Annotated in this window: 26 protein-coding genes, 1 pseudogene and 1 riboswitch; of the genes and pseudogenes, 14 read left to right on the forward strand and 13 right to left on the reverse strand. The window is 63.3% G+C overall.

Annotation, left to right across the window (positions count from 1 at the left end):
• Positions 1 to 10: 10 nt before the first annotated feature.
• The 8 genes from mrdA to ACE3Q6_RS19425 all read right to left on the reverse strand — a co-directional run bounded on the left by mrdA (position 11) and on the right by ACE3Q6_RS19425 (position 6823).
• A complete protein-coding gene (gene mrdA, locus ACE3Q6_RS19390) occupies positions 11 to 1963 on the reverse strand; it encodes a penicillin-binding protein 2 (RefSeq protein ID WP_374436061.1) in 1953 nt (650 codons plus the stop codon).
• Entirely contained in the window at positions 1950 to 2663 is a 714-nt protein-coding gene (locus tag ACE3Q6_RS19395; RefSeq protein WP_220664778.1) for a ferric reductase-like transmembrane domain-containing protein, read from the reverse strand. Before ACE3Q6_RS19395 ends, mrdA begins: the two co-directional genes overlap by 14 nt.
• Positions 2664 to 3170: 507 nt before the next feature.
• Positions 3171 to 3599, reverse strand: a complete 429-nt coding sequence (locus ACE3Q6_RS19400; protein WP_220664777.1) for a hypothetical protein — start codon at positions 3597 to 3599, stop codon at positions 3171 to 3173.
• Positions 3589 to 4572 carry a cytochrome c gene (locus ACE3Q6_RS19405; RefSeq protein ID WP_374436064.1) on the reverse strand — a complete coding sequence of 328 codons (984 nt, stop codon included), beginning with the start codon at positions 4570 to 4572 and terminating at the stop codon, positions 3589 to 3591. The genes ACE3Q6_RS19400 and ACE3Q6_RS19405 overlap by 11 nt, the downstream gene beginning before the upstream one ends.
• 2 nt (positions 4573 to 4574) lie before the next feature.
• Positions 4575 to 5165 (reverse strand): cytochrome c, encoded by a 591-nt coding sequence (locus tag ACE3Q6_RS19410; protein ID WP_374436066.1) that lies wholly within the window; start codon positions 5163 to 5165, stop codon positions 4575 to 4577.
• A gap of 220 nt (positions 5166 to 5385) precedes the next feature.
• Positions 5386 to 5760 carry a hypothetical protein gene (locus ACE3Q6_RS19415; protein WP_220664775.1) on the reverse strand — a complete coding sequence of 125 codons (375 nt, stop codon included), beginning with the start codon at positions 5758 to 5760 and terminating at the stop codon, positions 5386 to 5388.
• Positions 5761 to 5764: 4 nt separating this feature from the next.
• Complete coding sequence (locus ACE3Q6_RS19420; RefSeq protein ID WP_028030802.1) at positions 5765 to 6325, reverse strand: L,D-transpeptidase; 561 nt, start codon at positions 6323 to 6325, stop codon at positions 5765 to 5767.
• Between the two features lie 345 nt (positions 6326 to 6670).
• On the reverse strand, positions 6671 to 6823 hold the full coding sequence (locus ACE3Q6_RS19425; protein ID WP_154664631.1) for a hypothetical protein: 153 nt from the start codon (positions 6821 to 6823) through the stop codon (positions 6671 to 6673).
• Positions 6824 to 6846: 23 nt separating this feature from the next.
• Between ACE3Q6_RS19425 and ACE3Q6_RS19430 the strand changes: the two genes are divergently transcribed.
• From ACE3Q6_RS19430 to ACE3Q6_RS19440, 3 genes are all read left to right on the forward strand, one after another.
• The gene (locus tag ACE3Q6_RS19430; protein ID WP_374436070.1) at positions 6847 to 7410 is read left to right on the forward strand and encodes a L,D-transpeptidase; all 564 of its coding nucleotides are present in this window, start codon (positions 6847 to 6849) and stop codon (positions 7408 to 7410) included.
• Positions 7411 to 7700: 290 nt separating this feature from the next.
• The gene (locus ACE3Q6_RS19435) at positions 7701 to 8174 is read left to right on the forward strand and encodes a DsbA family protein (RefSeq protein ID WP_374436072.1); all 474 of its coding nucleotides are present in this window, start codon (positions 7701 to 7703) and stop codon (positions 8172 to 8174) included.
• 112 nt (positions 8175 to 8286) lie between these two features.
• Positions 8287 to 8766 (forward strand): cobalamin biosynthesis protein CobQ, encoded by a 480-nt coding sequence (locus tag ACE3Q6_RS19440; protein ID WP_374436075.1) that lies wholly within the window; start codon positions 8287 to 8289, stop codon positions 8764 to 8766.
• Positions 8767 to 8771: 5 nt separating this feature from the next.
• On the opposite strand, the gene ACE3Q6_RS19445 is transcribed toward ACE3Q6_RS19440, so the two are convergent.
• From ACE3Q6_RS19445 to ACE3Q6_RS19455, 3 genes are all read right to left on the reverse strand, one after another.
• Positions 8772 to 10904, reverse strand: coding sequence for a copper-translocating P-type ATPase (locus tag ACE3Q6_RS19445; protein ID WP_374436077.1), 2133 nt, complete (start codon positions 10902 to 10904; stop codon positions 8772 to 8774).
• A 77-nt stretch (positions 10905 to 10981) separates the two neighbouring features.
• Positions 10982 to 11407 carry a DUF305 domain-containing protein gene (locus tag ACE3Q6_RS19450; protein ID WP_374436080.1) on the reverse strand — a complete coding sequence of 142 codons (426 nt, stop codon included), beginning with the start codon at positions 11405 to 11407 and terminating at the stop codon, positions 10982 to 10984.
• Between the two features lie 37 nt (positions 11408 to 11444).
• A complete protein-coding gene (locus ACE3Q6_RS19455; protein ID WP_374436082.1) occupies positions 11445 to 11633 on the reverse strand; it encodes a heavy-metal-associated domain-containing protein in 189 nt (62 codons plus the stop codon).
• A gap of 167 nt (positions 11634 to 11800) precedes the next feature.
• On the opposite strand from ACE3Q6_RS19455, the gene ACE3Q6_RS19460 reads away from it, so the two are divergent.
• From ACE3Q6_RS19460 to ACE3Q6_RS19475, 4 genes are all read left to right on the forward strand, one after another.
• Entirely contained in the window at positions 11801 to 14278 is a 2478-nt protein-coding gene (locus tag ACE3Q6_RS19460; RefSeq protein ID WP_374436085.1) for a heavy metal translocating P-type ATPase, read from the forward strand.
• Between the two features lie 12 nt (positions 14279 to 14290).
• Positions 14291 to 14752, forward strand: coding sequence for a Cu(I)-responsive transcriptional regulator (gene cueR / locus ACE3Q6_RS19465; RefSeq protein WP_374436087.1), 462 nt, complete (start codon positions 14291 to 14293; stop codon positions 14750 to 14752).
• Positions 14753 to 14777: 25 nt separating this feature from the next.
• Positions 14778 to 14995, forward strand: a riboswitch (cobalamin riboswitch).
• Positions 14996 to 15029: 34 nt separating this feature from the next.
• Positions 15030 to 15200 (forward strand): CbtB domain-containing protein, encoded by a 171-nt coding sequence (locus tag ACE3Q6_RS19470; RefSeq protein WP_374436089.1) that lies wholly within the window; start codon positions 15030 to 15032, stop codon positions 15198 to 15200.
• Between the two features lie 17 nt (positions 15201 to 15217).
• Positions 15218 to 15952: a CbtA family protein gene (locus ACE3Q6_RS19475; RefSeq protein WP_374436091.1), complete on the forward strand. Its 735-nt coding sequence runs from the start codon at positions 15218 to 15220 to the stop codon at positions 15950 to 15952.
• 369 nt (positions 15953 to 16321) lie between these two features.
• On the opposite strand, the gene ACE3Q6_RS19480 is transcribed toward ACE3Q6_RS19475, so the two are convergent.
• Entirely contained in the window at positions 16322 to 17389 is a 1068-nt protein-coding gene (locus tag ACE3Q6_RS19480) for a hypothetical protein (protein ID WP_374436093.1), read from the reverse strand.
• A gap of 226 nt (positions 17390 to 17615) precedes the next feature.
• Between ACE3Q6_RS19480 and ACE3Q6_RS19485 the strand changes: the two genes are divergently transcribed.
• From ACE3Q6_RS19485 to ACE3Q6_RS19515, 7 genes are all read left to right on the forward strand, one after another.
• Entirely contained in the window at positions 17616 to 18500 is an 885-nt protein-coding gene (locus tag ACE3Q6_RS19485; RefSeq protein WP_161763793.1) for a recombinase family protein, read from the forward strand.
• A gap of 293 nt (positions 18501 to 18793) precedes the next feature.
• On the forward strand, positions 18794 to 19939 hold the full coding sequence (gene repA, locus ACE3Q6_RS19490; protein WP_161763794.1) for a plasmid partitioning protein RepA: 1146 nt from the start codon (positions 18794 to 18796) through the stop codon (positions 19937 to 19939).
• The gene (locus tag ACE3Q6_RS19495; RefSeq protein ID WP_161763795.1) at positions 19929 to 20858 is read left to right on the forward strand and encodes a ParB/RepB/Spo0J family partition protein; all 930 of its coding nucleotides are present in this window, start codon (positions 19929 to 19931) and stop codon (positions 20856 to 20858) included. The genes repA and ACE3Q6_RS19495 overlap by 11 nt, the downstream gene beginning before the upstream one ends.
• 203 nt (positions 20859 to 21061) lie before the next feature.
• Positions 21062 to 22174, forward strand: coding sequence for a helix-turn-helix domain-containing protein (locus tag ACE3Q6_RS19500; RefSeq protein ID WP_374436097.1), 1113 nt, complete (start codon positions 21062 to 21064; stop codon positions 22172 to 22174).
• 126 nt (positions 22175 to 22300) lie between these two features.
• Positions 22301 to 24472 (forward strand): ParB/RepB/Spo0J family partition protein, encoded by a 2172-nt coding sequence (locus ACE3Q6_RS19505; RefSeq protein WP_161763797.1) that lies wholly within the window; start codon positions 22301 to 22303, stop codon positions 24470 to 24472.
• Between the two features lie 99 nt (positions 24473 to 24571).
• Positions 24572 to 25045, forward strand: coding sequence for a hypothetical protein (locus tag ACE3Q6_RS19510; RefSeq protein WP_161763798.1), 474 nt, complete (start codon positions 24572 to 24574; stop codon positions 25043 to 25045).
• Positions 25046 to 25435: 390 nt separating this feature from the next.
• Positions 25436 to 25600, forward strand: a complete 165-nt coding sequence (locus ACE3Q6_RS19515; protein ID WP_189382791.1) for a hypothetical protein — start codon at positions 25436 to 25438, stop codon at positions 25598 to 25600.
• 644 nt (positions 25601 to 26244) lie between these two features.
• On the opposite strand, the pseudogene ACE3Q6_RS19520 reads toward ACE3Q6_RS19515, so the two are convergent.
• Positions 26245 to 26367 (reverse strand): annotated as a pseudogene (locus tag ACE3Q6_RS19520) (3-oxoadipyl-CoA thiolase); the annotation flags it as partial.

A 26367-nucleotide genomic window follows, 5' to 3' on the forward strand; every position in this document is an offset into this window, starting at 1 on the left:
AGACGGTGCATCATGTCCGGCTCACCGTGGCGGTGATGCCGTCCGGCGGCAGGATGCGTTCGGACAGCAGGGCGAGGTCCTCCCGTATGCGCGCCCTCTGCGATGTCGGATAGGCGTCCTCAGGCGGCAGGCCGCCATGCTGTGCAAACAGCATGATGTCGCGCGCAATTGGCGCCGCTGCCGTTGACCCGCCACCGCCGTGTTCCACAACGACCGTGACAGCAAAGCGCGGCGCATCAAAGGGTGCAAAGGCCACGAACAGCGCGTGATCGCGCCGGTTCCACGGCAGCTCGTCCTGCGAGCGGACGCCTGCCGCCCGCTCGGCAGCGGTGATCGAGAAGACCTGGCTCGTTCCCGTCTTGCCGGCCATCGCCAATGTCGGATCGGCGATCCGCGAGGAATAGGCCGTCCCGCGCTCGTGGTTCGAGACCTCGAACATGCCCTGTCGCACAATGGCCAGTGCATCGGCCGACAGACCGAGCGGGGCCGGAGCAGCCGTATCCTGGTCCTGCCCGGTACGCGGTCGCACCAGTCGGGGCAACACGGCGGTCCCCGAAGCCAGTCGCGCCGTCATGGTGGCAAGCTGGATCGGCGAGGCGAGCGTGAAGCCTTGCCCAATCGAGGCATTGATGGTGTCCCCGATCAGCCAGTCCTGCCCGTACCGTTCCTGCTTCCAAGCACGCGATGGATTGTTGCCGTGCGCCATGCCGGACAGCGGAAGGTCGTACTTCTGGCCAAGCCCCAGCCGGTCGTTCATCGCGAAGATGCCGTCAATGCCGATGCGCTGCGCGACCTCGTAGAAGTAGACGTCGCAAGACTCGCGCAGCGCGCCGACCATGTTCACTCGGCCATGACCACCGCGCTTCCAGCAGTGGAACCTTCGGCCGGAGATCTCGACATAGCCATTGCAGGCGACAGTCTCTTCCGGGTCCATCAGCCCGGTTTCCAGCGCGGCCAGCGCATTCGACATCTTGATCGTCGATCCCGGCGGATAGGCCCCCTGCACCGTCTTGTCTGCAAGCGGGCGGAATTCGCTGTCACGGAGCGTGCCGTAGTCGCGGCTGGAAATCCCGCGGACGAAAAGGTTCGGATCGAAGGAGGGCGCCGAGGTGCAGCCAAGCAAATCGCCGTTTGTCACGTCCATCACGATCGCGGCAGCGCTTTGGCCTTCCAGCCGGACGCGCATGAAGTTTTGTAAATGGTGATCGAGCGTAACCTGCATATCCGGGCCAGGAGTTGCAGGATCGAGATCGAGTTCGCGCATCGTGCGGCCGGACACGTTGACCTCGACGCGGCGCGTGCCCGGCATGCCGCGCAAGGTGCGTTCGTGGATTCGCTCCACTCCTGTCTTGCCGACTTCAAAATCGGGCAGGCGGAGCAGCGGCGCATTGTCAGCCGCTTCGTTCTCCAGATCGCTGTCGCTTACCGGCCCTACATAACCGACCTGATGCGCGAAATCCGGGCCGAAAGGATAGACGCGGGAAAGGACCATCTCGGGCTGCACACCGGGAAGGACTGGTGAGTTCAGTGCCACGATCGACAATTCGTCCCAAGTGACGCGGTCCTTCACCGTTACCGGCACGAAAGCTCGAACACGGTCGATCTGCTCGTTCACCTTCGAAACAGTCTCTGCGTCGAGGCCGAGCAGCACCCGCAGCTTTTGCAGAACGTCGTCGACATCTCGGGCTTCTTCCTTTACCAGCGTGATGCGATATGCCTGCTCGTTGTCAGCAACGATCTTTCCGGCCCGGTCAAGGATGCGACCCCTGTCGGGACGTACCAGCCGCAGGCTGATTCGGTTTTCTTCGGCCAGAAGGTAGTACTGTTCAGCATCGCGGACGCCCAGTTGCCACATCCGGAAGCCCAAAACACCGACCACCGAGGACATCGCCCCACCCAGCAGGAGGGACCGCCGGGTCGTATTCTTTGCCGCGTGCGCGAGATCGCGTTCAGATCGACGCACGGCTTGCCTCCTCTCCCGGCAGTTCGGACAGGGCCTTGGCGCGGATGGTCTTTAGGTAGGCCGCCGCGCGCAGACCAAAGACGACGACCACCAGTGCGACGAACCAGGGCTGAAGCGGATTCGGCGGCGGCGTTGCCTGATGGAAGCTCAGGAAATGAATGAAGAGGAAGTAGGCCACATGTGCCACGGTCAGCCACCACATCGGCAGGACGCCCATCTGCAAGAACTTCCAGCCGGACAGCCCCAGACGCCGCATCGCGAAATCGCTCGACGTAGCGGCAAGCAGAACTGCGAGGACCAGGGCCGCGATCCCGATGGCGTTGGCAAGCCCGAAACCATGCTGGAACATGACATAGGCCAAGAGGTCGGGATGCCATTCGAACCCGAACAGCCGCATCAGATCCCATTCGACCCAGCCAACGAGAATGATCGCCGCGTGGACGATCACCAGAAGGCAAGCATGGATACCCATCTCACGCCGGAACGGCAGCAGCGGAACCGCCGCGCGCAGGAAGCGTGTCAGCGGCCCGAAGGCCATCGACAGCGCGACCAGCACCAGCGATGCATCCCCGAAGGCGCGGTTCCAGCGGTGCATCGGGCTGAACTGCGCGTGAACCGCCGCAAAGCCCAGCACCAGCCCAATCGCTAGGATGGCCACGAGCACGTGCCGGACCAGCGTTTTCCGGGCCAGCCTGCGCATCGCTGACCGCAAACCAGTTGTAGCTGTCACTGCGGGCCTCCCGTCACGGGAGCTTCAGTACGACCGACAGCCTCACGGCCTGATCGGGACTCGCGAAACGTTCGCCAGGTACGAAAGGCAGCAAAGCCCATGACGATGACCCCGGCTGCCGCGAGCCAGGGCCGGACCGGATCGAACCATGCGAGCAACGCCGGTCCGCCGAAAATCAGCATCAGGATCTTGTTGCAGGTCGGACAGGCAATCCCGAGGAAGCTCGCAAGGCCACCCGTCCCGGATGTACGCAGACTGCATCGGGGAACCCATAGCGCAGTCGTCACTCCGGCTAGGAACGCCGTCAGGACCGTCGCTCCAAACTCCCAAGGTCCGACCGGAGTCATGCGGACGAACAGCGGGTTCGCCCAGACCGCCGTCACTGTGCCCACGACCACAAAGAGCGCAAGGCCAACGGCAGTGCCGCGAAGCCCCCTGCGCATAGCATCTAGATGCCGTGCGTGAACTCTCGCTGCATCACTTGGCATCGAATTCGATCTCCATGAATTCGTCGCCGAAACCCACATTGACAACCCAGCGACCGGCCATCGGCAGTTTGAGGTTTGCCCGCCACACGCCGGCTTCAACCAACTCAAGCGGTGAATCGATCCCATCCATGTGCATATCGACCATCGCGAAATTTACCTCTGGGCGCTGGACTGCAAGCTCGATCGCGTCTGCGTCCGGCATGAACTGGATCTCGAGCCGTACATTGCGGTCACCAAGCGCATATACCTGGACATCGAGGCGGCCGTCGGAAAGTTGTTCGGACGTTTCAGCCGTCGGTGCGTCGCCTTGAGCGCCGGTCGCTTGCGGTTCGAGGGTCCATACGACCGTCCAGACAAAGATGCCTACGAAGGCAACAACCCCCACAGCCAAAATAGCGGCAACAACTCTAGTTCTCATTTGTCATATCCATCTGCGAATGATCCATCCCCGCCATCGGCGTCTCGGTCGCGGGAGGAGGAGGCGTGGGGATCGTGCCTGTTCCATCGGCGTCGAGCAGGTAGGTTGCGATGGCCGCACGGTCGGCGTCGGTGAGGTACGAGGTGCCCTCAGCCACGACCTCGGCCATGCTGCCGCCGAAAGCATCCCCATTGGGCAGCAGCCCCGACTGGAGCGCATAGGCGAGGTTCGCGACCGTCCAGCCGCCTTCCAGAAGGTCGGCTGTTAGGATCGACGGTGCCTTGCTGCCGCCGGGAAGGCTGTCGTTTCCGGCGAACCGGGCGGAAGCGTCCAGGCCGCCCGCAAGCGTTCGGCCGGTATGACAGGCTGCACAATGCGCCGCCCCTTCGACGAGCAAACGCCCGCGGTTCCAGGGCGATGATGTGCCCATCAGCGCATCCGTCTCCGGCGCGTCGAGGTAGGCAGCGCGCCAGAGCTTCAGCCCCGAGCGAAAGCTGAACGGAAACCCGACATCATGCGTCGGGGCAGCATCCGCAACCGGCGGAACGGTGCGGAACGCTTCCCACAGGTCGGCGATCTCCTGATCCGTGAAGCCTGCATAGAAAGAATATGTGAACACCGGATAGTAGGGGTCGCCCTCCGGCGAGATGCCTTGTCGAACAGCCCTGGCGAAATCCTGGATGGTCCAGGCACCGATCCCGGCGGTGGTGTGCGGGGTGATGTTCGGGGGCACGAAAGTGCCAAAGGGCGTGTCGAGAGGCGCACCTCCGGCGAGCGCCAGTCCCTTGGCAGCCGCGTTGGTGTGACAGGACACACAGCCGCTGGCACGGGCCAGATAGGCGCCGCGTTCTGCATCCCCGGGCGGGAACGCGGCCGGCTCCGGCGCGCCGATGGGCCATAGCGCCAGAACACCGGCCCCGAGGCTCGCCGCCACGGCCGGGAAAATGACGGAAGCGCGGATCAGACCCCGCATGGTCAGTTCCGGCCCGCGCGGTACTGCGAATGGCAGGACGAACAGGTGGCGCTGATCCGGGTGAAGAGGTCGTCAGCGGCCAGCGTCGTCAGATCGAACGCCAGCGTCGCCGGGTCCGATGTGCCACGCGCAACCTGGACCTCTTGGGTCCTTTCGCCGTAGCCCATCAACTCCGCTATCGTGAAGCCCTCATCTACCTGTGGTGCCGGGGTCATGGCCATCGCCGAGTGATCCATCCCGGCCATATCTCTGGGCGGCGGCAGCGCCGGCTCAAGACCGTTCGGGGCTGCCACGGCGAGCGCGTCAGCGTAGGTCTTCAATTCCTCGGCAAGTGCTGCGAAGTCCTGCCAGTCGGACCAGATTTCCGGCTTGGCATAGGTCACCCCTTCGAGGCTGCCTTCCGGGAACAGCGACAGCATCGTCTCGCCCGCGTGACCAGCGATGACGCTCGCACCCTCCGACACGATAAATGTGTCGTAGGGGATCGTGCCTTGCATCATCGGCGCCAGCTCCGCCACCGTGTCCCGCATCGCCGTCATACCGTTCATCCGTTCCAGGACGACACCCGTCGCCCCGTTATGTGCCAGCGCCACTGCCGCAACTGCGGAAGCGGCAAGCGCCAAAGCGCCTGTCCATTGTGGTTTCATCTGCCTGACTGCCCTTGGTTTCTTGTTGTTGACCGATCCCGCGACCCGCCCTTCCGGCGGATCGTGCGGCTTGCACAACTGTCTGGTGTCAGGCTGACAGAGATTGAACTGTCGACAGAGCTGCGGAGAGCCTATCGAACCGTCAGACGCACGTCCGGCCTGACTGTCAGATCCGGGTTCGGGGGGGAGGCAGGGTGACGGACGGGCCGCCAAAGCGGCGTTGCGACTGTGTCAGGTCCGGTCGCAGAGTGATCACGATTGACAACGACAGTGCTGTGACCGGCCCATCGGGCAGCACGAAAACAGAACAGGCGAGGCCCGGGTGGCAAGCAGGTGCCGGCGCGGTCTCTTGCCCGGCGTTGCCCGCGATCTCGACCCACGTGCCGGGATGATGATCCTCGACCGGGCCCGCCTCTGCGGTCTGTCCGAGGACCAAGCCAAGCGTCAGCACCACGGACAGAAGCCACATCGACACGAACCGAAACGACCCGCGCGAAAACAGGTTCTTGAGTGGGTTCGGTGAGGTCGACGAAGGTTTCATCTTGCTAGATCAGCTTCACTTGCGTCCCGACCGGCGTCCGGTCGAAAACTTCCTCGATATGTTCGTTGTAGAGCCCGATGCAGCCGTTCGACGAGCGGCGACCGATCTTGCGCGTGTCGTGTGTACCATGGATGCGGTAGTATTGCCACGACAGGTAAAGGGCGCGGGTGCCGAGCGGGTTGGTCGGGTCGCCGCCAGGCACGAAGGCCGGCCATTCCGGGTTCCTTTCCCGCATCGACGGTGTCGGGGCCCAACTCGGGTTCACCCGTTTCTCGACGACCTCGGTATAGCCCCGGCGGGTCAGCTCGTCCGACAGCGGGACCGAGGTCGGGTAGAGGTACATTTGACCGTCGCTCGTCCAGTGCTGGAGGACCTTGGCCGTCGTGTCAGAGATGATGATCCCGACGCCCAGAGCATCGAAGTGATCCTGCCACTCGTGGGTGCGAAAAGCCGAGATGTTGTTACGGACCGGGCCAGGCGTGTCTTCCGACGCGCTGGCGGCGCGACCGGTCACGAAAGGCGCGGCAAGTGCTCCGGCAACAAAAAGCCGTCGAGTGAATCGCATGTTCTGCTCCTTTTTGCAGAAGGCTTGCTTCCTTCCAACGTGGGAAGGTCAAACGGCTTTGCATCGCGGCCGGGTCACAAACAGGTGAATGCGTTGCGTTTTCGCCAATCCTGGAAGGAATTTTGCGCCTCACCTCGATGTGATCAGTCGGCATTTAGGTGACTGGGGCTATGCTTCAGCCATGCGGTTGATGATGGCCCTCCTGTGCAGTTTCCTCCTTCTCGCCACCCTTTTTGGACTGGCGCATTCAGAACGATCACCGCACGGAGTACATGCTGACGCACTTCACGCCCAACCCCTGATACCGGACGCTCTCTGCGGTGAGGGGTCAGGACACGGAACATGTCAGCTTGTTTTCCCCGGTGAGCCAGTGCCCGTCACTCTGATGTCGGTGGCCGGATCGTCGCATTTCGAGATCACGCCGGTCATGGGCTCCAGCCGCAGTTTGGCCCCCCACACGCCGCCGCCGCGATACGTCTTCTGAACGAACCCGGTCATTTTCGTTCCTCTCAGGAGATAGCATGATTTCCCGACGCTTCCTCATTGGCGGGGCCGCAATGGCGGCGCTGACCTCGCCCACCATCCTGCGGGCGCATACCGCAGAGCCATTCGTGCTGGCCGACGAATTCCAGCCCCGCGAGGTGCGCGTCCGTGAGCAGCACGCGCCCGGACAGATCCTCGTGTTCCCGCGAAGCTTCTTCCTCTACCATGTCTTCGACACCGAGCGTGCGATCCGCTACGGCGTCGGTGTCGGTAAGGCCGGACTTGCCTTCAGGGGGTCCGCGATCATCGAGCGCAAGGCAGAATGGCCTGCTTGGCGTCCGACGAACGACATGATCCGCCGCAATCCTGACCGTTATGCCCAGTTCGCCGACGGCGTCCCCGGCGGGCCGAACAACCCCCTTGGGGCACGGGCGCTCTACCTTTACCGGGAAGGGCGGGATACCTACTACCGCATCCACGGCACGACCGAGCCATGGTCAATCGGCCAGTCCGTGTCGAACGGTTGCATCCGGATGTTGAACGAGCATGTGATCCAGCTCTACGAACAGGTGCCGGTCGGGACGCCGGTGACCGTGGTGTGAACGTGAGACGCCGCGACCTTCTCGTCCTCGGCGGGATCGTTGCCCTGATCTATGGTCTGCGTGCCCTTCCCTGGGACCGGCTCCCGGGCCGCGGGCCGCGCTATGCCGACATTGCGGACTTGCCGCCGTTTCGCCGCCTTGAAGGGGGTGGCCAAACGTCCGGAGCAACGCCGGCATTCGTTGGCCTTGATCCGCCGTCAGAAGATGCAGACCAGCGCCGCGCGCGTGCTGACGTTGTGCGTGTCGACCCCTGCCCTGCCCTCTTTGGCACCGACGGGACGCCGGGAGTCGTGCCGATTGCCTATTTCAGCGAGCTCCGCTGCCCCTACTGCCGTGCGCTGGAGCGGGATCTCGACACATTGTTGGCCGAGTTTCCCGCTTCCTTCCGCCTGGTCCAGCATGAACTCCCCATCTTCGGACCGCCCTCCGAGCTTGCCGCGCGCGCTTCGGTCGCGGCTGCACGGCAAGGCAAGCAGCAGGAGCTTCGCCGCCGCTTCATGCGAACGCCGCTGGTGGCCGAGGAGGCTTCAATCCTGCGCGTGGCGGCCGACGTCGGCCTTGATGTCGACCGGCTGGCCCGCGACATGTCATCGCCGGAGGTGCAGGCGGACCTCGACCGGACGCGGGCACTTGCCGACATATTCGGGTTTGTCGGCACTCCGGGCCTGGTGGTCGGACGGACCGTCCTGAATGGCGCGATCCCCTATGCGCTGCTGCGCCGGATTGCAGAGGACGAGGCATCCATGCCGGACCCGGTCTGCTGAGGCCATGAACACGCCGTCGCACATGCTGATCGGGGCTGCCGTCTTCGCTCGACCACTAGCACCGGCAACCTTGATCGCAGCGCTCGCAGGAGGGTTAGCTCCGGATCTGCCGATGTTTGCGATGGTTCTCTGGGCGACCCGGGTTGTCGGCGTGCCGGAGCATGAGGTCTTCGGCACGCTTTTCTTCTCGGAGACATGGCAGGCCGTCTTTGCGGTGGATCACGGCTTTCTTGTCTGGGGAGCGTTGTTCGCGTCAGCGACCTGGCGCGGAAAGGTCGTCCTGCGCGCCTTTGCGGGTGCCGGTCTCCTGCATGCGATTGCGGACTTCATGACCCACCACGATGACGCCCGCCGCCAGTTCTGGCCCGTCTCGGACTGGGTGTTCCGCAGTCCCGTCAGCTATTGGGACGCGCGGTTCTACGGCAGTGCTTTCGGGATGTTCGAGGTCGCCTTGGTCGTGACGCTGGCCGCCTTCCTGTGTTGGCGGATGGCGGGATGGCGGGAGCGTCTGCTGGTCCTTGCCGTCGCCACGCCCGTCCTGCTTCCATTTCTGATGACCGGCAGCCTGCATGGGCTGCATGGCATGGGATAGGCGCGTCAGCCCCGGTAGCGCCGCAGAAGCTGGGCATTGATCGCGACGATGATGGTCGAGGCCGACATGAACACCGCACCGATTGCAGGGGTCATCATGAAGCCGGTGCCGAAGGTGATCCCTGCCGCCATCGGGATGGCAAAGGCGTTGTAGCCGGTGGCCCAGATCAGGTTCTGCACCATCTTGGAATAGGTTGCGCGCGACAGGCCGAGGATTGCCTCGACATCGCGCGGGTCGGAGCGGACGAGTACGACATCGGCCGACTCCACCGCCACATCCGTGCCTGCGCCGATGGCGATGCCGAGATCGGCCTCGACCAGCGCCGGGGCGTCGTTGACCCCGTCGCCGACCATCGCGACCTTCAACCCGCGGGCCTGCAGTTCCCGCACCTTGGCCGCCTTCTGGTCCGGCAGCACCTGGGCGAAGTATTCGTCGAGGCCCAGCTCCTTTGCGACCGACTTTGCAACACCCTCGGCATCGCCCGTCATCATGATCGACTGCACACCGCGGGCCTTGAGCCGGGCGACCACGTCGCGCGACTCCGCCCGAACGATGTCCGCCAGCGCGAAAAGCGCACTCGGCTTGCCGTCCTTGACCAGAACGACCACCGTCTTGCCCGCCTCTTCCAATGCCGCAAGTCGCGGATCGGTGACGGGCGTGTTCTGTCGGCGCAAGTGGCCGGGGCTGACGATGGCCACCTCCTGCCCGTCCACTCGCGCGGTCACGCCCGCGCCGGTGATGCTCTGCAACCCCTCCGGTGCCGGGAAAGCGATTCCCCTGCCCGTTGCAGCCGCCACGATCCCCTGCGCAATCGGATGCTGCGACTGGCTTTCGACCGAGGCTGCCATGCGCAGCGCCGAATCTTCGTCGCCACCCTCCAGCATGACGATATCGCTGACGCCGAACCTTCCTTCGGTCAGCGTTCCCGTCTTGTCAAAGACGACAGCGTTCAGGTCCCGTGCCCGCTCGAAGGCGGCACGGTCGCGGATCAGCAGGCCGTTCTTGGCCGCGAGCGAGGTCGACACCGCCACGACCAGCGGCACCGCAAGGCCAAGCGCGTGGGGGCAGGCGATGACCATCACCGTCACCATCCGCTCCAGCGCGAAGGTAACGCTTTCGCCTGCCCAAATCCACCAGGCGAACGACCCGAGACCGACCGTGATAGCGACCCAGGTCAAGACTGTCGCCGCGCGGGTGGCAAGATCTTGGGTTCGCGACCGGCTGTTCTGCGCGGCCTTCACCATCGCGATGACCTGGGACAGATAAGTGGCCTCGCCCGTCGCCTTCACCTCGATGGTGACCGCACCCTCGCCGTTGACAGCGCCGCCAATCACCGTCTCGCCTGCGGTGCGGGTAACGGGCTTCGACTCGCCGGTCAGCATCGCCTCGTTGAAGGACGAACTGCCCTCGGTAATCGTGCCATCGACTGGAACCTTAGCACCAGGACGGATCACCACGCGGTCGCCCGCGACGAGCGCCGCAACCGGAACCTCCTCGGTACTGCCATCGGCTTTCACGCGTAGCGCCGTATCGGGCAGGAGGCGCACCAGTTCCTCCAGCGCGCGCGACGCGCCAAGGACCGAGCGCATCTCCAACCAGTGCCCAAGGAGCATAATGGTTACGAGCGTGGCCAGTTCCCAGTAGAACGGCTCCCCCCCCGGCAGGCCGAGCGTAACGGCAGCGGAGTAGAAATAGGCGGTCGAGATTGCAAGCGCGACCAGCGTCATCATGCCCGGACGGCCACTGCGAATTTCCGGAATCGCGCCGGTCAGGAAGGGCCAGCCGCCCCAGAAATAGATGATTGAGGACAGGGTCAGGGCCACCCATTCCTCGGCAGCGAACAGCGGGGCCATCCCTTGCCCAAGGAAATCGCGCACCATCGGCGACAGGACCAGGACCGGGATGGTGAGGACGAGGCAGACCCAGAACCGGCGGCGGAAATCGGCGACCATGTCGCCGTGACCTGCGTGGGCACCACTGCCCTGCGACGCATGCCCCATCGCAGCATGATCGACGGATTTCGCGCCATGGCCCATCGCGGCGTGATCAATTGAGGACTTTGCACCATGCCCCATTGCGGCAGGGTCCATTCCGGCCATCGGCGGCGGGGTGTCCGGTTTCTGCGCGTTGCTGGTCATGGAACCAAACTCCCTGCGTCCCGGATTTGCAGGGGGGCGCGGCCAATCCCGGCCGCGCTCCCGAGGTCTTCCCGGGCTTACATGCCCTTGGTGGCGAGAAACGCCTTGAGCGTGGCGATCTCGGATTCCTGCGCCGCGATGATCGCTTCGGCCAGTTCGCGCATTCCGGGATCCGTGCCGAATTCAAGCTGGATCTTGGCCATATCGATGGCCGCCTGGTGGTGCGGGATCATGCCCACGGCGAAATCGACATCCACGTCACCCGTGTAGGGCACCATCATGTCGGCCATCATCTTGTCCATCGCAGCTGCATAGGCCACGGTCGCCGGATCATTGGCCAGTTCGGGCGGGATCAGCGTGGCATGGCTCATCATCGCCATGCCGTCGCCCCCCATGTTCATGCCCGAGTGGTCCATCCCCGCCATGCCATCCGTCTGGGCATAGACGTAAGTTCCGCCAGCCACCATCGCGGCAAGCACGGCACCGATTGCGATCTTCTTCATGGTCGTTTCCTTTTCTCTGTTGTGGAAAGTCTGTGCTTCAGGCGGGCGCGTAGCCGACCTCGGTCAATGCCGCAGTCAGCCGCTCACGGGGGGCCACAGACTTGACGTCGACCTTGTGGGTACTGGGATCCGCGCTGACCTCCGCCGCCGGATCGACCGACTGGATGGCCTTGGTCACGCTGCGCACGCAGCCGCCGCAGGTCATGTTCTCGATATGGAACTGCATGAGTGCCTCCTTCAGGGTTTTGCCTCATGCATCATCAGATAGGGCTTCCCACGGTTGTAAGGTCAACCCCACAAAGCCGTGAGAAGGAAATTGAAGTTACCCCTTGACCTTCCAATGATGGGAAGCCCTATCTCTGTTCGCGGAAGCACCTTGGAAGGAGTCCCGCAATGAACATGCAGGCAAGGCGACCATCCGTATCCGCCACGGACCGGATGGTGATCGACGTCGAGGGCATGACCTGCGCCTCCTGTGTCGCCCATGTCGAGCGAGCGTTGAAGGCTGTGCCGGGGGTGGCATCGGCATCGGTCAATCTCGCGACCGAGCGCGCCGAAGTGACCGGCCCGGCGCTGGACCGCGCTGCGCTGGTGCAGGCGGTGGAGGGGGCAGGCTATGCCGTGCCCGCGCGTCCCGTCGATCTGGAGATCGAGGGGATGACCTGCGCCTCCTGCGTAGCGCGGGTGGAGCGGGCGTTGAAAACGGTGCCGGGCGTGACCTCGGCCGCAGTCAATCTGGCGACCGAGCGGGCGACGGTGACGGGGTCGGCCGATCTGGCGGCGCTGACCCGAGCGGTTGCGGATGCGGGGTACGAGGCCCGTTACGCCGCCCCGGCGATGGCTGTGTCGGACGAGACGGCGACGAAAAAGGCCGCCGAAGAGGCGTTGCTCAAGCGCGACGTCCTGATCGCCGCCGCGCTGACGCTGCCGGTCTTCGTGCTGGAGATGGGGGCACACCTGTTCATGTGGGTCCACATGGCGGTGATGAACACCATCGGGATGCAGGCAAGCTGGCTGATCCAGTTCGCGCTGACCACTGCCGTCCTCTTTGGCCCCGGCCTGCGCTTCTTTCGCAAGGGCCTGCCCGCCCTCGCCCGCCTTGCCCCCGACATGAACAGCCTGGTCGCCGTCGGCACCTCGGCGGCCTACGGCTATTCGCTGGTCGCGACCTTCGCCCCCGGCGTCCTGCCGCAGGGCACCACCTTCGTCTACTACGAGGCAGCAGCGGTGATCGTGACGCTGATCCTGCTTGGCCGCTATCTTGAGGCCCGCGCCAAGGGTCGCACGTCGGAGGCAATCAAGCGGCTGGTCGGCCTTCAGTCAAAGTCCGCCCGCGTCGTCCGGGACGGCGCGACGGTCGAGGTGCCAGTTGCCGAGGTCCGCCCCGGCGATGTGATCGAGGTCCGCCCCGGCGAGCGGGTGCCGGTCGACGGCGAAGTCACGTCAGGTGCAAGCTGGATCGACGAAAGCATGATCTCGGGCGAACCCGTGCCCGTCGAAAAGACCACCGGCAGCCCCGTCACCGGCGGCACGGTCAACCAGACCGGCGCCTTCACCTTCCGCGCGACTGCGGTCGGCGAAGCGACGATGCTGGCCCAAATCATCCGCATGGTCGAGGCCGCGCAGGGTGGCAAACTGCCGATCCAGGCGCTGGTCGATCAGGTCACGATGTGGTTCGTGCCCGCTGTCATGGCCCTCGCCGCGCTGACGTTCGCCGTCTGGCTGGTCTTCGGCCCCGACCCCGCGCTGACCTTCGGCCTCGTCAACGCCGTCGCCGTCCTGATCATCGCTTGCCCCTGTGCGATGGGATTGGCCACACCGACGTCGATCATGGTCGGCACCGGGCGAGGGGCGGAGCTCGGCGTACTCTTCCGCAAGGGCGAGGCGTTGCAAACACTGCAGGGCGTGACGGTGGTGGCGCTCGACAAGACCGGCACGCTGACCGAAGGCAAGCCGAAGCTGACTGTCTTCGTGCTCGCGTCAGGCTTCGATCGTGCTGCCGTCCTCGCCTCCGTCGCGGCGGTCGAGGCTAAGTCCGAACACCCGATCGCCCGCGCCATCGTCACGGCGGCGGCCGAGGAAGGGTTGCCCCTGCCCGACGTCACGACCTTCGACTCCGTCACTGGCTTCGGTGTAACCGCCGTTGCGGGCGGGCAGAAAATCGAGGTCGGGGCCGACCGCTACATGGTGAAGCTCGGCCTTGACGTAACCGCCTTCGCCGACACCGCCACGCGCCTTGGCGACGAAGGCAAGTCGCCGCTCTACGCCGCCATCGACGGCAAACTCGCGGCGATCCTCGCAGTCGCCGACCCGATCAAGGAAACCACGCCGCAGGCGATCCGCGCCCTGCACGCGCTTGGGCTCAGGGTCGCGATGATCACCGGCGACAACGCCCGCACCGCGAACGCCATCGCCCGCCAGTTGGGCATCGACGAGGTGGTGGCCGAGGTGCTGCCCGACGGCAAGGTCGCCGCCATCAAGCGGCTGAAAGGCATCGGCACGCTCGCCTATGTCGGCGACGGCATCAACGACGCGCCCGCGTTGGCCGAAGCGGATGTTGGCCTTGCCGTCGGCACCGGCACCGACATCGCCATCGAGGCGGCGGATGTGGTGCTGATGACGGGCCGCCTGACCGCCGTGTCGGACGCCATCGCACTCTCCAAGGCAGTGATGCGCAACATCCGGCAGAACCTGTTCTGGGCCTTTGCCTACAACGCGGCGCTGATTCCGATTGCCGCGGGGGTCCTGTGGCCCGCCTTCGGCATCCTGCTTTCGCCGATCTTCGCCGCCGCCGCGATGGCCCTCTCATCCGTCTTCGTGCTCGGCAACGCACTTCGGCTGCGGCGGTTCGCGCCAGCGGCCGTCAACTGAAGGAGACCTGTCATGAACATCGGTGAAGCCGCAAAGGCCTCGGGCGTGTCCGCCAAGATGATCCGTTACTACGAATCCATTGGCCTGATCCCGGCAGCGGGGCGGACCGGGTCGGGGTATCGGGTCTACGCTCCAACCGAAGTGCAGATGTTGCGCTTCATCCGCCGGTCCCGCGACCTGGGCTTTCCCGTCGAAAAGATCGAGGAACTGCTGGCACTCTGGCGCGACCGCACCCGCCAGAGCGCGGACGTGAAGCGTCTGGCGACTGAACAGATCGACGGCCTCGAACGCAAAGTGCGCGAGATGCAGGCCATGATCGACACCCTGCGCCACCTCGCCGACGCCTGCTGCGGCGACCACCGGCCCGACTGTCCGATCCTTGCGGATCTCGGACACGGAGTGGAGCATGGACTCAATGGCGCAGGGCAGCAAGGCTCCAAGGGCGGACCGATGCAGCTTTCGCCCATCCGGTAGTCAGTTGACTTCGGACGGGATCGGCGCGAGCCTATCAGTGTTTGGTGTTCAAGGGGTGCAGAGCCCTGGAACTCAATCGGGAATGGGGAAGGGCGGACCCAGTTGCGGCGCCCGAAGCCTCAGCCGCCCCCGCGACTGTATGCGGTAGCGGCCCTTCATCAAGCCACTGGGCGACTGCCCGGGAAGGCGAAGGGCCGTGCAAATCCGCGAGCGAGGAGACCGGCCAGACTTCGATGAAACCCATTCCCGTCGGGTGTGACGGGCGGAGACCTGTTCCATGACCACATCGACTATTGGCGTTTCGCCTTCGAATGCTTCCCTTCGGCCAGTTCTCCTAAGCGCCGTGTTCGGGGCCGCTTTGCTGTTTGTCGCAGGGTTCTCCCAGCCCGATGCGCTGCATGCAGCGACGCACGACACCCGGCACGCGACCGGCTTTCCCTGTCACTGACGGCTGGAGGCCATGTCATGTCCAAGACCCTGCTTTCTGGCGGGCTGATTGCGGGTGCCTTGGCTGGCGTCGTAGTCGCTCTGCTCCAGCTGTGGCTGATCCAGCCTCTGATCATCGAAGCCGAACGCTATGAAACCGGAGAGTTGGCTCTGCCGCTGGTCCAAACCGAAGATCAGCCCGGCATGTCGACAACGATCCAACCCGATGACATTCAAATAGAGGGAGCCAATCTGTCCCGAGCTGGTCTGACCGTCATTTTTCTGACGCTGACGTGGTGCGGGTTCGGGCTTCTGGCTGGCGCTTCAATGTCTGCTGCGCAGATGTCGAAGAACGTCCGGCCCTTCTCGGCAGTCGGGATTGCCGTATCCGGATTTGCCGTGGCATCGCTCGCCCCCGCGCTCGGCTTGCCGCCAGAGCTTCCGGGAATGCCTGCAGCAGATCTCAATTCGCGCCAGCTGTGGTGGATTTTGACACTCGTTGCCACAGCTGCCGGATTGACTCTCACACTCCGGTTTGAGAACTGGGCGGCGCGTGGAGTCGCACTCGCCGTCATCGCCTTGCCCCACGTTGTGGGTGCTCCAAGCGTGCCTGTTGCCGCACCAATGATCCCGCCCGATCTTGCCGGACTTTATGTCGCTCGGGTCTTGGGTGTGAATTTCTTGGGTTGGCTCGTTCTGGGTGCCTTGCTCGAACGGCTTCTTGCAGGCCCGCTAGGAAGGAAATTGCCAACGTATCGCAAAATGCTCGACTAGACCCTATCACCTTGCGCCATCAGGCTTCCCGCGCTTCTCGAACCAACTATGGCAAAACTTGATGTAGTAGGCTCGTGGCGCTCCGGTTCGATCTCTTTGGAAGGTATTCAGTCCGACGGCGGTGGCCCACGAGGGGAGGCTGGGATTTCAGATGATCAGGCCTTTTCTTGTTGCCAGTCCTCCCAGTATGTCCCGATACTCCGTGATGCCTCGAGTTGGCCCGATGTGTTCGTTCCGCGCAAGATGTCCTGGTAGTTTCCGTTGGATGGACGATCATCTGGGGCACCATCCATTCGCTCAGGACGGTTTGCAAATCGTCGGGCGCTGATCCCATTCAGTCAGGACACCAATACAATCTCCGTCCTTCTTTCATGACAATATCCGCCACATCCGATACCGCCCCTGTCCGGTCACCTCGCGGATCAGAGTCCGTGCCTCCATCCACGCAAGATTTCGCTGGACGGCCGCGCGACTGGCACCGGTCAGGGTCTCGGCCATCGGAGCGGAAACGAGTGGCCATTCGGTCAACACGGCGCGCAAGGACGGGGGCGTCTTGCCCGAAAGTCGCGCAATCTCGGCCTCCGCCCGCGCCGCCCACGCCTCGATATCATCAAGGTGCCGCATCGCTGTCAGACATGCCGTCTCCATCCCATGGAGCCAGCGCGCAAGACGGTCAGCCGGTAGGCCACCGGAGCGCAGCCCCTCTGCCCCGGCCATGGCCAGAGGCGCAAAGATTGCCCCTTTCCCATCACTGGCTGCGATCCGCGCTGCGGTGACTGCCGCTTCCATGCGGTCGCCGTACTGCCCGAGTCCTGCGAGGCTCCAGAGGTGAAAGCCCAAGCAAGCGCGAGTGATCGGGTGCAGTTCAGCGGCCTCCGCCATCAGGCCTAACCAACCGCCCGCGCGATCCGCGAAGGACTCGGCTTCAGCTGGGATATTCTCGGTGTCACGGCGGTCGAGAAAGGCAGATAGGTCGGCTTCGGGTCCAGGCCCACCTGTCAGCCGCCGCACTGCCCAACCGACACGCGCGAGCGCCGCCGTGTCGTCTTGCACACCGGACAAGCGCATGGAGATCCAGAGCGCTAGCCGATCTGAGCCAATCCGGTCGCCTGAAAACCAGCTCAGATCAGCCGCTTCGATCAGGGCGAGCCGGTGCCGCCATCCCTCCGGGCCACGTCGCAACCGATCGTCGAGCGCGCCTAGTCGGCCCGCGGCGCGAGCGAGACGTGCGGCGTGGCCCGCCTCGGCCTTTCGCCAGTCGTCGAGGACCGCAGTTTCGCGGCGTTCGGCACGTGGCCAGGGCGGCAGATCGTCGGGCTCCTCTTCAATCGGGCCGGGCAGGAACCACAGATCGTCCTCTGATCTCTCTTCGTCCTCTTCCACACTGGTCAGAGGATCAGAAAAATCATCATGTAGGGTAGATGCTTGAGCCTTCATATGTGCAAAATACGTACGTTTCGCACTTTACCCAAGGGTTTTCTCTAGGTGCGTTTGCACTCCTTATATAGCACGCGCGCGCGGTTGCCTTCGAGATAAGTCTCGGCGCGCTCAGCCTCAGAAAGCCAAGGGCATTCCGCAGATCAGCGCCATAGAGAGTGATCTTGCATCCGTTTACAATCGGTCGTTTATTGATGGTATATGAAATTGCAAACGGCCTGTTTTGATGCCCCTGATCGGCTACGCGCGCGTCTCGACCGAGGATCAAACCCCCCTGCCCCAGTCGCAGGCCCTGAAATCCGCGGGCTGCGTCGAGATCCACGAGGAGCAGGCCTCGGGCGGGAACCGCACGCGGCCAGTGCTGGCCCGCGTGCTGGACCGGATCGGCAAAGGCGACACGCTGGTCGTCGTGCGGATCGACCGCCTGGCGCGGTCCCTCTCGCATCTGCTGGAGGTGATCGAGCGGCTTGAGGCGAAAGGTGCCTACTTCCGCTCACTGACCGATCCCATCGACACGTCCTCGCCGCAGGGCAAATTCACCCTGCAAGTCCTGGGCGCCGCGGCCGAGTTCGAGCGCGCTCTAATCCGCGAACGCACGAAGGCGGGGCTGGCCTCGGCGCGCAGCAAGGGGCGGGTCGGTGGCAACCCGGGTCTGCGCGCTCGCGATCCCGCGGCGCTTCGCAAGGTGCGGCTGGCGCGCCAGCACGGCTACATGGAACGGCTGAACGAGACGGCCCAGCACTGGGTGCCCCATGTCCGCCGCCTGCGGCCCGACATGGCCTGGGAGGATGTGCTGCGCATCATCAACGGCCCCCTGCCCAATGAGCGGCATTGGACGCAAAGCCGCCTGCTGCGCGCCGTGAATGCCTACGTCCGCGACGGCTTCCTGCCCGAAACTGTGCTGGGCCGTGCCGGCCGACGCGAAACCGACGACCGCCTGCCCGCCATCGTCGCCGCAATCAAGGGCGCGGATCCCGACATCACGCTTCAGGCGATCTGCACCCGGCTGGAGGCGATGCGCGAGCGCACGCCCCGTGGGCGGACAAGCTGGCAGCCGTCATCCGTGAAGATGCTGCTGGAACGAGCCGAGAGGCTGGGGTTGCTTGAGTGAAGTTGCGGGAATCGACCGCGCGATTCTGAAGATCGTCGTTACGTAGGCGTCCACAATACATGTTGTGGCCACGACATCCCGGGCCACGAACTGTTGAAGTGATCTACGAACAGGGTCACCCAAAGCATTGATACTTAACAGCTTTATCTCGTCAGAAATAGGCCGCCTCAACGCCCTTAGGTCGTTCAACAGTTCGGGCTGGATTTAATCGCCAAAACTGTTAAGGTCTGCAAAACAATAAAGACTTGAGGGCAGTGATGAGCGGGATACGGGCCTCTCAAAGATTCGACGTCATGTCCAAGCGGCTCGGTAGCCGGTTGCGTGAACATGCGCAGGAAACCTTCCCACCGGATGCCCAGAAAGGTCTCCGTCGTTTCGCGATGCGTGAAGCGGCTGATCTCCTTCGGATCAACCAGAACACCTTCCGCCACCATGTGTCAAACCTCGAGGGCTTTCCCGAAGGCATCCTTGAGGGTGGCAACCGCCGCAGCTTCTCTGCCGGAGAAATGGTCGAGGCCCAACGCGTCCTTCTTGAGACGGGTAGGATCAAGCCCGATGAGCACCCTCACAGAAGAGCCGGCGAACCGTGCCAGGTCGTGACAATCTTCAACCTGAAGGGCGGGTCCGCAAAAACGTCGACCGTGGCTCATGTTGGTCAGCTGCTGGGCCTTCGCGGCTATCGGGTCCTGCTGATCGACCTCGACAGCCAGGCAAGTCTGACGAACCTGTTCGGGGTGACCCCTGAACTCGATCCGGACATGCCGACCTCCTACGATCTGATCCGCTCGGAAGGTCCCCTGCCCGCCTCCGATATCATTCGCAAGACGAACTTCCCGACAGTGGATCTGATCCCGGCCTCCATGGACATCATGGAGTACGAGTTCGAGGTCGCTTTGAGCTTCAGACACGGCGCCACCACCTTCCACAGTCGGATCCGTGAAGCGCTTGAGCCTGTCCTGAGCCGATATGATGTGGTGATCTTCGACACCCCGCCGCAGCTGAACTTCTCGGTGATCTCCGCCCTCTTTGCTTCCACTGGGGTCCTGATCCCGCTCAACGCGTCCATGCTTGATGTGATGTCTCTGGCAAGCTTTCTCGGCATGGCGAGCAACCTGATGGGCGTCGTCGAGGCGCATGCTCCCGAGCACGGCCTGAACTTCGTTCGGGTGCTGATCACCCGGTACGAGAACACCGACGGTCCACAGGTCCAGATCTCGTCTCTGCTTCGGACGGTCCTTGGCGATGCGGTCCTTCCGGCCGAGTTCCTTAAATCGACGGCGGTAGGCGACGCTGCAAACACCCAACAGAGCATCTTTGAGGTCGAACCTCGCGACGTGAACCGCAGAACATACGAGCGTGCGATCGAGTCCGTTTCACGCGTGACCGACGAAGTTGAGCGCGAAATCCTCAAGGCATGGGGGCGTAGCCATGGCGCGTAAGGTCTTCGGAGATTCCCTCAAGAACGCGATGGGTAAAGCGTCAACGTCGGATGAGGATGCGGATCTCGATCTGAAGCGCACGAGCCCAACTGTAGCTCGAGCGCAAGCATCGGTGTTGGAAGAAGACAAGCACGCCACGCGCCTGATCGACCCGAGCACTGTTCGGATGTCCGCGGTCATGGATCGTATCGATCCGAGCGATGGCCTCGAAGAACTTGTGTCCTCGATCCGAGAACACGGACAAAAAGTTCCCATTCTTGTCCGCCGAACCCAGGATGGCGCACTTGAGATCGTCTATGGGCGCCGCAGGCTTCTCGCCTGTCGTGAGCTAGGTCAGAAGGTGCGGGCCACGGTCATGGAAATGACCGAAGAGGAAGCTCTGATCGCCCAAGGCGTGGAGAACAATGCCCGCCAAGACCCCTCGTTTATCGAGAGGGCTCTGTTCGTCGCCGGGATAATTCGAGAACTTGGGAAAACAGACGAAACGCGCAAGAACGCCCAGACCATCGCCTATCGGGCACTCCAGATCGATGAGTCTCTCGTCTCTCGGATGAACCGTATCGCGACGGGTATTCCAATGGAGCTGATTCAGGCCATCGGACCTGCACATGGCGTTGGTCGGAGGGTCTGGGAGAAGCTTTTCAGGCTGTGCGAGAAGGACGTCTCGAGAGCCAGGGAAGTTGCACGTGAAATCCCCCGCACATTGCCCGGTCCAGACCGACTTGACGCAGCGATTACGCTGCTCACGGCCACCAAGGCAACTACACCCAAGGTTGAGCAAGGTGAGCGCGTGAAGATCGGCCGCAAAGGCAACCGCATCACAATCGATGTGGACGCTGACCTTGCCCCGCGCGTCGAAGACGCCATCCGAAAGCTGATCGGGGAGCTTCTTGACCGCAGTCAAGACAACCCAGAATGACGACCCCGTGTCTTGACCGCGGTCAAGACATCAAAAGCAACGAGCAGAAAACGAAAGGAGGACGGGCTAGAAAAGGAAAGACCCCCCGAAAGCGGTGCTTCCGAAGGGCCTCAATCAGTCTCGACACCTGATTGATACCCCCAAAACGAATCGAGTTCAACACCGCTCGCGGTGACCGGGGAAGCTTTTTCTTCCGAAACACCATGAGACATGTCACTCAAGCACGAACCGCCTTGGCGGAACAGGCAGCTATTGCCTGCTCTAACCCCTACGAGCTTCTGGGGCCGGTGCGGGTTCTTCGGAAAGACCTGAACCTCACGAGCAACGACGTCACCGTACTGACAGCGCTCATCAGCTTTCTTCCGCGCAATCAGAGCCCCAACTCTGGTGAAACACAGTGCCAGCTGACCGTTGTGTTCCCTTCTAACGCCTCCTTATCAGAGCGCGCAAACGGCATCGATGAGAGAACGCTTCGCCGCTGCCTGGGGCGCCTTGAGGCTGCGGGACTCATCCAGCGAAAGAGTTCAGCGAACGGGAAACGCTTCCCTCTCCGCTACGGAGGCATCATCAGGGATGCGTTTGGGATCGACTTGGGTCCGCTAATGCAGAGCCACGACGCTCTTGCAGCCAGAGCATCGAAGGTCACGGAAGAACGTGAACGCCTGCGCTCCCTCAAGGCAGAAGCCTTAGCGCTGCGCGCGTCCCTCCTTCAAGACGAACAGCTCAATGACGCACGGTTGGCTTCACTGGAAACGATCCGAAACCTGCTTCGTCGAGCAACCCTGACTGCCGACACAGTCTTGCAAATCATCGCTGGTCTCCGCGAGCTCGGAGCCAACGCCAAGCGGAGCTACGGAGAGTGCCGCGATTCAAACACCCGTGCGAACCGAGTGCAATCGCAAGACCAAACCCTCGGCCGTGAGTACGCGAGCAAAATGTCCGCCAGGAACGGACAAAATGACCGGCAGATAGAGTCTGAAAAAAAAGAACATATAAAGAAAGCCACGCACGTGAAGCAGACCAACGCTTCCCAAAGCATTGGGGCAGCGACCATGAACCGGGACCCTGCAAAAATGGCATGGACGGACTTTTCACATGTCGCGGACTTCTTCCCAGACCCGCCACGAACAGGCGAAGCCCTCAACCGCGTTCTCTTCGATATCGGTCGATTGCTTAGAATACACCAAGAAAAACTGATGCGCGGTCTCCAGAAAGCTGGGGCTGGACGGCTTTTGCTGATCTTGGACTACCTGTTGGGGAAGGGGGAAGCGATCAGGCAGCCCGAGGCATACTTTGAAACGATCCTGCGCGCATAGAGCATGCAGCTTACACGTCTTGACCGCGGTCAAGACCGACGAAGAGAGGGAAAGGTTGGGGGTTGAGGGGTGACGGGAAGTGAGATCGGGAGAGTGGCTTCCGACGCCCGTCGTGGAGAAGATCTGATGGCGAAAGCAACCCAGAACGTCGTCCTGTCCCCGTCGCGGGACATCCCCTTCAACAAGCTCGTGCTGAGCCAGTCCAACGTGCGGCGCATCAAGGCCGGCGTCTCGGTCGAGGAACTGGCCGAGGACATCGCCCGGCGCGGGCTCCTGCAGAGCCTGAACGTCCGGCCTGTGCTCGATGCGGATGGGGTCGAGACCGGTATGTTCGAGATCCCCGCCGGTGGCCGCCGCTTTCAGGCGCTGTCGCTCCTGGTGAAGCAGAAGCGGCTGGCCAAGACCGCGCCGATCCCCTGCATCGTTCGGGACGCCGCGTCCGAGATTCTGGCCGAGGATGACTCGCTGGCAGAGAACATACAGCGCGTGGCCCTGCACCCGCTCGACCAGTTCCGTGCGTTTCAGGCTCTGCGCGAGAAGGGTCAGGGCGAGGAGGCGATTGCCGCGGCCTTCTTCGTTACCCGGCAGATTGTGAAACAGCGCCTGAAGCTCGCCTCTGTGGCCCCTACCCTCCTGGATGTCTATGCCGAGGATGGCATGACGCTCGAACAGCTGATGGCCTTCACCGTGAACCCGGATCATGCGCGTCAGGTGCAGGTCTGGGAAGCAGTGAAGAACTCCTGGAACAAGGAGCCCTACGCCATCCGGCGCATGCTGACGGAAACCTCGATCCGGGCGTCCGATCGTCGTGCTGTCTTCGTCGGTGTCGATGCCTATGAAGCGGCAGGCGGTGTCGTGCTGCGCGATCTCTTCCAAGGTGATGACGGTGGCTGGCTCGAGGACCCTGCCCTGCTCGACCGGCTGGTTTCCGAGAAGCTTCAGGCCGAAGCCGATGCGCTGACCTCGGAGGGCTGGAAGTGGATCGAGGTGGCGACCGACCTGCCCTATGGCTACAGCCACGGCCTGCGGCGTCTGGCCGGTGATCCTGCGCCGATGACCGACGAGGAAAGCGCGTCCCACGCGACGCTCCTCGCAGAGTATCGGGCGCTGGAGGAGGAATACTCCGGCCAAGACGAGTACCCCGAGGAGATCGATGCTCGGCTTGGTCAGCTCGAGATGGCGATGGAAGCGCTTGAACAGCGGCCCCTGATCTACGATCCGGCCGAGGTTGCGCGGGCGGGCGTCTTCGTGACGCTAGATCGGGACGGCAGCCTTGCGATCTATCGCGGCTATGTCCGGCCCGAAGACGAGTCGCGCGAGGAGACCGCGGTACAGGAGGATGATGGTGCGGATGCCATGGGGCAGGGGGGTGATTTCGGTGTTTCCAACTGGAAACCATCGGCGACCTCCGCTGGCGCCACCGTCATAACCTCGGGCGGTCACCCGATCGGCGCGGACGCATCCGACGAGGAAGACGACGGGGCGCTGAAGCCGTTGCCTGAGCGGCTGGTCATGGAACTGACGGCCCATCGGACCCTCGCGCTGCGTGAGGCTATCGGACGGTCGCCGGACGTCGCGCTGACGCTTCTCCTCCTGAAGCTGGTCACGGATACCTTCCGCACCTCCTCTGCTTCGGGCAGCTGCCTCGAAGCCTCTGTCCGATACGTCTACATGTCGGCGCAGGCGCCCGATCTGAAGGACAGCGTCGTGGCCAAGCTCGTCGACGAGCGTCACGCAGCTTGGGAGGCTGATCTGCCCCTCGGCGATGATGCCGCGCTTTGGGACTATCTGACCGTGCTCGATCAGGGCAGCCGTCTCGCGCTCCTGGCGCATTGCCTCAGCTTCGGGATCAACGCGCTCCATGAGAAGGTGAACCCCTATGGGGCAGGCATCTCCGCCAGCGGTCTGACCCGCCGCATGGCACATGCCGATCTCGTGGCCCGCGCGGTCGATCTCGACATGGTCGAGGCAGGTTGGGAGCCGACGGTCGATGGCTATCTCAACCGCGTGCCCAAGGCCCGGATCCTCGAGGCTGTGCGCGAGGCGAAGGGGAAGGGGACTGCGCAGCTTCTCGATCACCTCAAGAAGGGTGAGATGGCCACAGAGGCTGAGCGGCTGCTCAAGGGCAGCGGTTGGTTGCCCGAGGTCCTGCGCCGGGCTGATCTGGCGGCAGGCGACGGCCTAAGGATTGCAGAAGGGCAGGGGGAGGACGCGAGCGCGCCCGATGACATCGATCTCCCCGCCTTCTTGACGGCTGACCTGGCCGGCGGCGACGCGTCGATGCTGGCTGCGGAATGATCTGAGCCATCCGGGGGCGGGGAAACCCGCCCTCACCCCCACAAAACACAGCAATATCAATATGATGAATGCGAGCACTCGTATTCAGGATGAGGAATCATGTCTGCAACAACCATCATCGACACAGCCCCTCTGGGGGCACTGATCCGCTACACCGACGGCAGCCCGAAGCCGCCGGCACGTTTCACCAAGAAGCTCGCGGCCTGGGAGCGCTCGAACGGCGTCGGCCGCCTCGTGAAGAAGGAACCGCCCAGGGCATATCCGACCTGGACGGCACCGGCCTCCTTCACGCTGCATGAAGGCAACTTCTCCTCCGACGGGGTCATTCTCGTCACCATCATGCGCAGTCATTCGGCGGACAGTCGTCTGATCTTCGAGGTGGCCGAGGAACCGAAGTCGGAGCAGGTCCGCGTGCTCCTCGACTTCGGCGGCAACACCGAGTTGCTGCATCTGGCGGAGTCCCTCACCGCTGCCGAGCTCTGGATTGCACGGGAGGGCTATCGCAACGCGCGGCTGGAAATCGTCGGTTATGAAGACGGCGATAGGGCAGGGGGCGCGGACCTGGCCGCCTGAGCCCTGACAATGCGTGAGGGGCCTGCCGAAGGGCGGACCTCTCACCGACCACTCCCTCTGCCCGCGATATTGCGCGGGCGCCAAGGCTCCATCCTTCGGGACGGATGATCGTCAACCAAGAGCCTGCCTAGGAGGCTGGCGGCTTTCGAAGCATCAGCGGGACAACCGGCTCCTGACGTTGGGGGACCATCCCCCGCTCGCCATTCCCTTCCTTGCCCCGAATCCCGTCTTCGAGATCAACCCGCAAAGGGGTCGGACTACGGGCAAGCCCGTGCCGCCGGGAGGATTCGGGCGAGCCGAACGCACCCGGTGATGTCAGCCAGTCTTCGGGCCTGCGGGGTCCTGTCGCGCGGGGGATGGTCCCCCGCCTCCAAGACAGGAGCCAAACAGATGTCCCGCAAAGATGCACACGCCTTCGCCGCCTCCCTCGCCGCCACGCTCATGGTCTCGATCGTCGTTTTCCGGGCAGGAGATGGAACCTTCGGCGCTGTTCCCGCCGATGAAATCGACGGCGACGAGGTCGTGATCGTCTCGGAATACGATCCCTTCGGGTGAGGCTTCGGCCTCACTTTCCGAGGGCCTGCCACGGCGCAGGTGCGCCTCCGGGCCTATCTCCGATAGAGTGATCGGCGGTGCCGATCTGAGGAAGGCTTATGTGCCACCAGCACAGATCTTGGGGCGCAGAGGGCGGAAAGCGGCTGTTCGCCGCGGTTAAGACGAATGGCATGTAAGCGCAGGAAGCGAGCCGATGGCAGGGTTGGCCGTGCGACCTTGCCTAAATTATTGCGCGACAATCTGGGTGAGACCGAGAACCTAAGTGGCATGGTTCAAGGGCCGTTGCGGATATCTGTAAGCCTTTCGCGCCTTCCTGATCGGTTGCCGAGCGTTACAGCAATGAGCGGGTTATCTTCAAACGAGCCGTTTATGATCGCCAAAATAGGTCACTGGCAGCGGTAGGATTGGTCTTTCGCGATTTTCTGAATTGCACGTAGATCAACAGAACTTGGGGATGGATGATAGGCAGGGTGGACGCACAACGACGCATGGAACGGGATGGTGACGTCCTTGCCCCTGACAATCTCGACCATGTGCAATCTCCCTTAGCGGCGACAATCGCGTGACCGCCACCCGGGAAGGCTGCCCCCTATGCACTTCGCCTCCTCAAGGATTCGATCTGACTGGACAGGAGAGCGGGCAACTCACACGCGTTCCAGCGCGATGGCGATGCCCTGCCCCACGCCGATGCACATGGTAGAGAGTGAGCGTCTGCCGTTGATGTGGCGCAATTCCAGCGCGGCCGTGCCGGTGATCCACGCACCCGA

Source organism: Tabrizicola sp. (genome assembly GCF_041913445.1).
In the GTDB taxonomy this organism is placed as follows: Bacteria; Pseudomonadota; Alphaproteobacteria; order Rhodobacterales; family Rhodobacteraceae; genus Tabrizicola.

Bases quoted from the DNA above. Each gene is read 5' to 3' on its own strand.
- ACE3Q6_RS19395 (WP_220664778.1), bottom strand. From the start codon at position 2,663: ATGCGCAGGCTGGCCCGGAAAACGCTGGTCCGGCACGTGCTCGTGGCC.
- ACE3Q6_RS19400 (WP_220664777.1), bottom strand. From the start codon at position 3,599: ATGAGAACTAGAGTTGTTGCCGCTATTTTGGCTGTGGGGGTTGTTGCC.
- ACE3Q6_RS19405 (WP_374436064.1), bottom strand. From the start codon at position 4,572: ATGCGGGGTCTGATCCGCGCTTCCGTCATTTTCCCGGCCGTGGCGGCG.
- ACE3Q6_RS19415 (WP_220664775.1), bottom strand. From the start codon at position 5,760: ATGAAACCTTCGTCGACCTCACCGAACCCACTCAAGAACCTGTTTTCG.
- ACE3Q6_RS19420 (WP_028030802.1), bottom strand. From the start codon at position 6,325: ATGCGATTCACTCGACGGCTTTTTGTTGCCGGAGCACTTGCCGCGCCT.
- ACE3Q6_RS19425 (WP_154664631.1), bottom strand. From the start codon at position 6,823: ATGACCGGGTTCGTTCAGAAGACGTATCGCGGCGGCGGCGTGTGGGGG.
- ACE3Q6_RS19430 (WP_374436070.1), top strand. From the start codon at position 6,847: ATGATTTCCCGACGCTTCCTCATTGGCGGGGCCGCAATGGCGGCGCTG.
- ACE3Q6_RS19440 (WP_374436075.1), top strand. From the start codon at position 8,287: ATGTTTGCGATGGTTCTCTGGGCGACCCGGGTTGTCGGCGTGCCGGAG.
- ACE3Q6_RS19445 (WP_374436077.1), bottom strand. From the start codon at position 10,904: ATGACCAGCAACGCGCAGAAACCGGACACCCCGCCGCCGATGGCCGGA.
- ACE3Q6_RS19450 (WP_374436080.1), bottom strand. From the start codon at position 11,407: ATGAAGAAGATCGCAATCGGTGCCGTGCTTGCCGCGATGGTGGCTGGC.
- ACE3Q6_RS19455 (WP_374436082.1), bottom strand. From the start codon at position 11,633: ATGCAGTTCCATATCGAGAACATGACCTGCGGCGGCTGCGTGCGCAGC.
- ACE3Q6_RS19460 (WP_374436085.1), top strand. From the start codon at position 11,801: ATGAACATGCAGGCAAGGCGACCATCCGTATCCGCCACGGACCGGATG.
- cueR (WP_374436087.1), top strand. From the start codon at position 14,291: ATGAACATCGGTGAAGCCGCAAAGGCCTCGGGCGTGTCCGCCAAGATG.
- ACE3Q6_RS19470 (WP_374436089.1), top strand. From the start codon at position 15,030: ATGACCACATCGACTATTGGCGTTTCGCCTTCGAATGCTTCCCTTCGG.
- ACE3Q6_RS19475 (WP_374436091.1), top strand. From the start codon at position 15,218: ATGTCCAAGACCCTGCTTTCTGGCGGGCTGATTGCGGGTGCCTTGGCT.
- ACE3Q6_RS19480 (WP_374436093.1), bottom strand. From the start codon at position 17,389: ATGAAGGCTCAAGCATCTACCCTACATGATGATTTTTCTGATCCTCTG.
- ACE3Q6_RS19485 (WP_161763793.1), top strand. From the start codon at position 17,616: ATGCCCCTGATCGGCTACGCGCGCGTCTCGACCGAGGATCAAACCCCC.
- repA (WP_161763794.1), top strand. From the start codon at position 18,794: ATGTCCAAGCGGCTCGGTAGCCGGTTGCGTGAACATGCGCAGGAAACC.
- ACE3Q6_RS19495 (WP_161763795.1), top strand. From the start codon at position 19,929: ATGGCGCGTAAGGTCTTCGGAGATTCCCTCAAGAACGCGATGGGTAAA.
- ACE3Q6_RS19500 (WP_374436097.1), top strand. From the start codon at position 21,062: ATGAGACATGTCACTCAAGCACGAACCGCCTTGGCGGAACAGGCAGCT.
- ACE3Q6_RS19505 (WP_161763797.1), top strand. From the start codon at position 22,301: ATGGCGAAAGCAACCCAGAACGTCGTCCTGTCCCCGTCGCGGGACATC.
- ACE3Q6_RS19510 (WP_161763798.1), top strand. From the start codon at position 24,572: ATGTCTGCAACAACCATCATCGACACAGCCCCTCTGGGGGCACTGATC.
- ACE3Q6_RS19515 (WP_189382791.1), top strand. From the start codon at position 25,436: ATGTCCCGCAAAGATGCACACGCCTTCGCCGCCTCCCTCGCCGCCACG.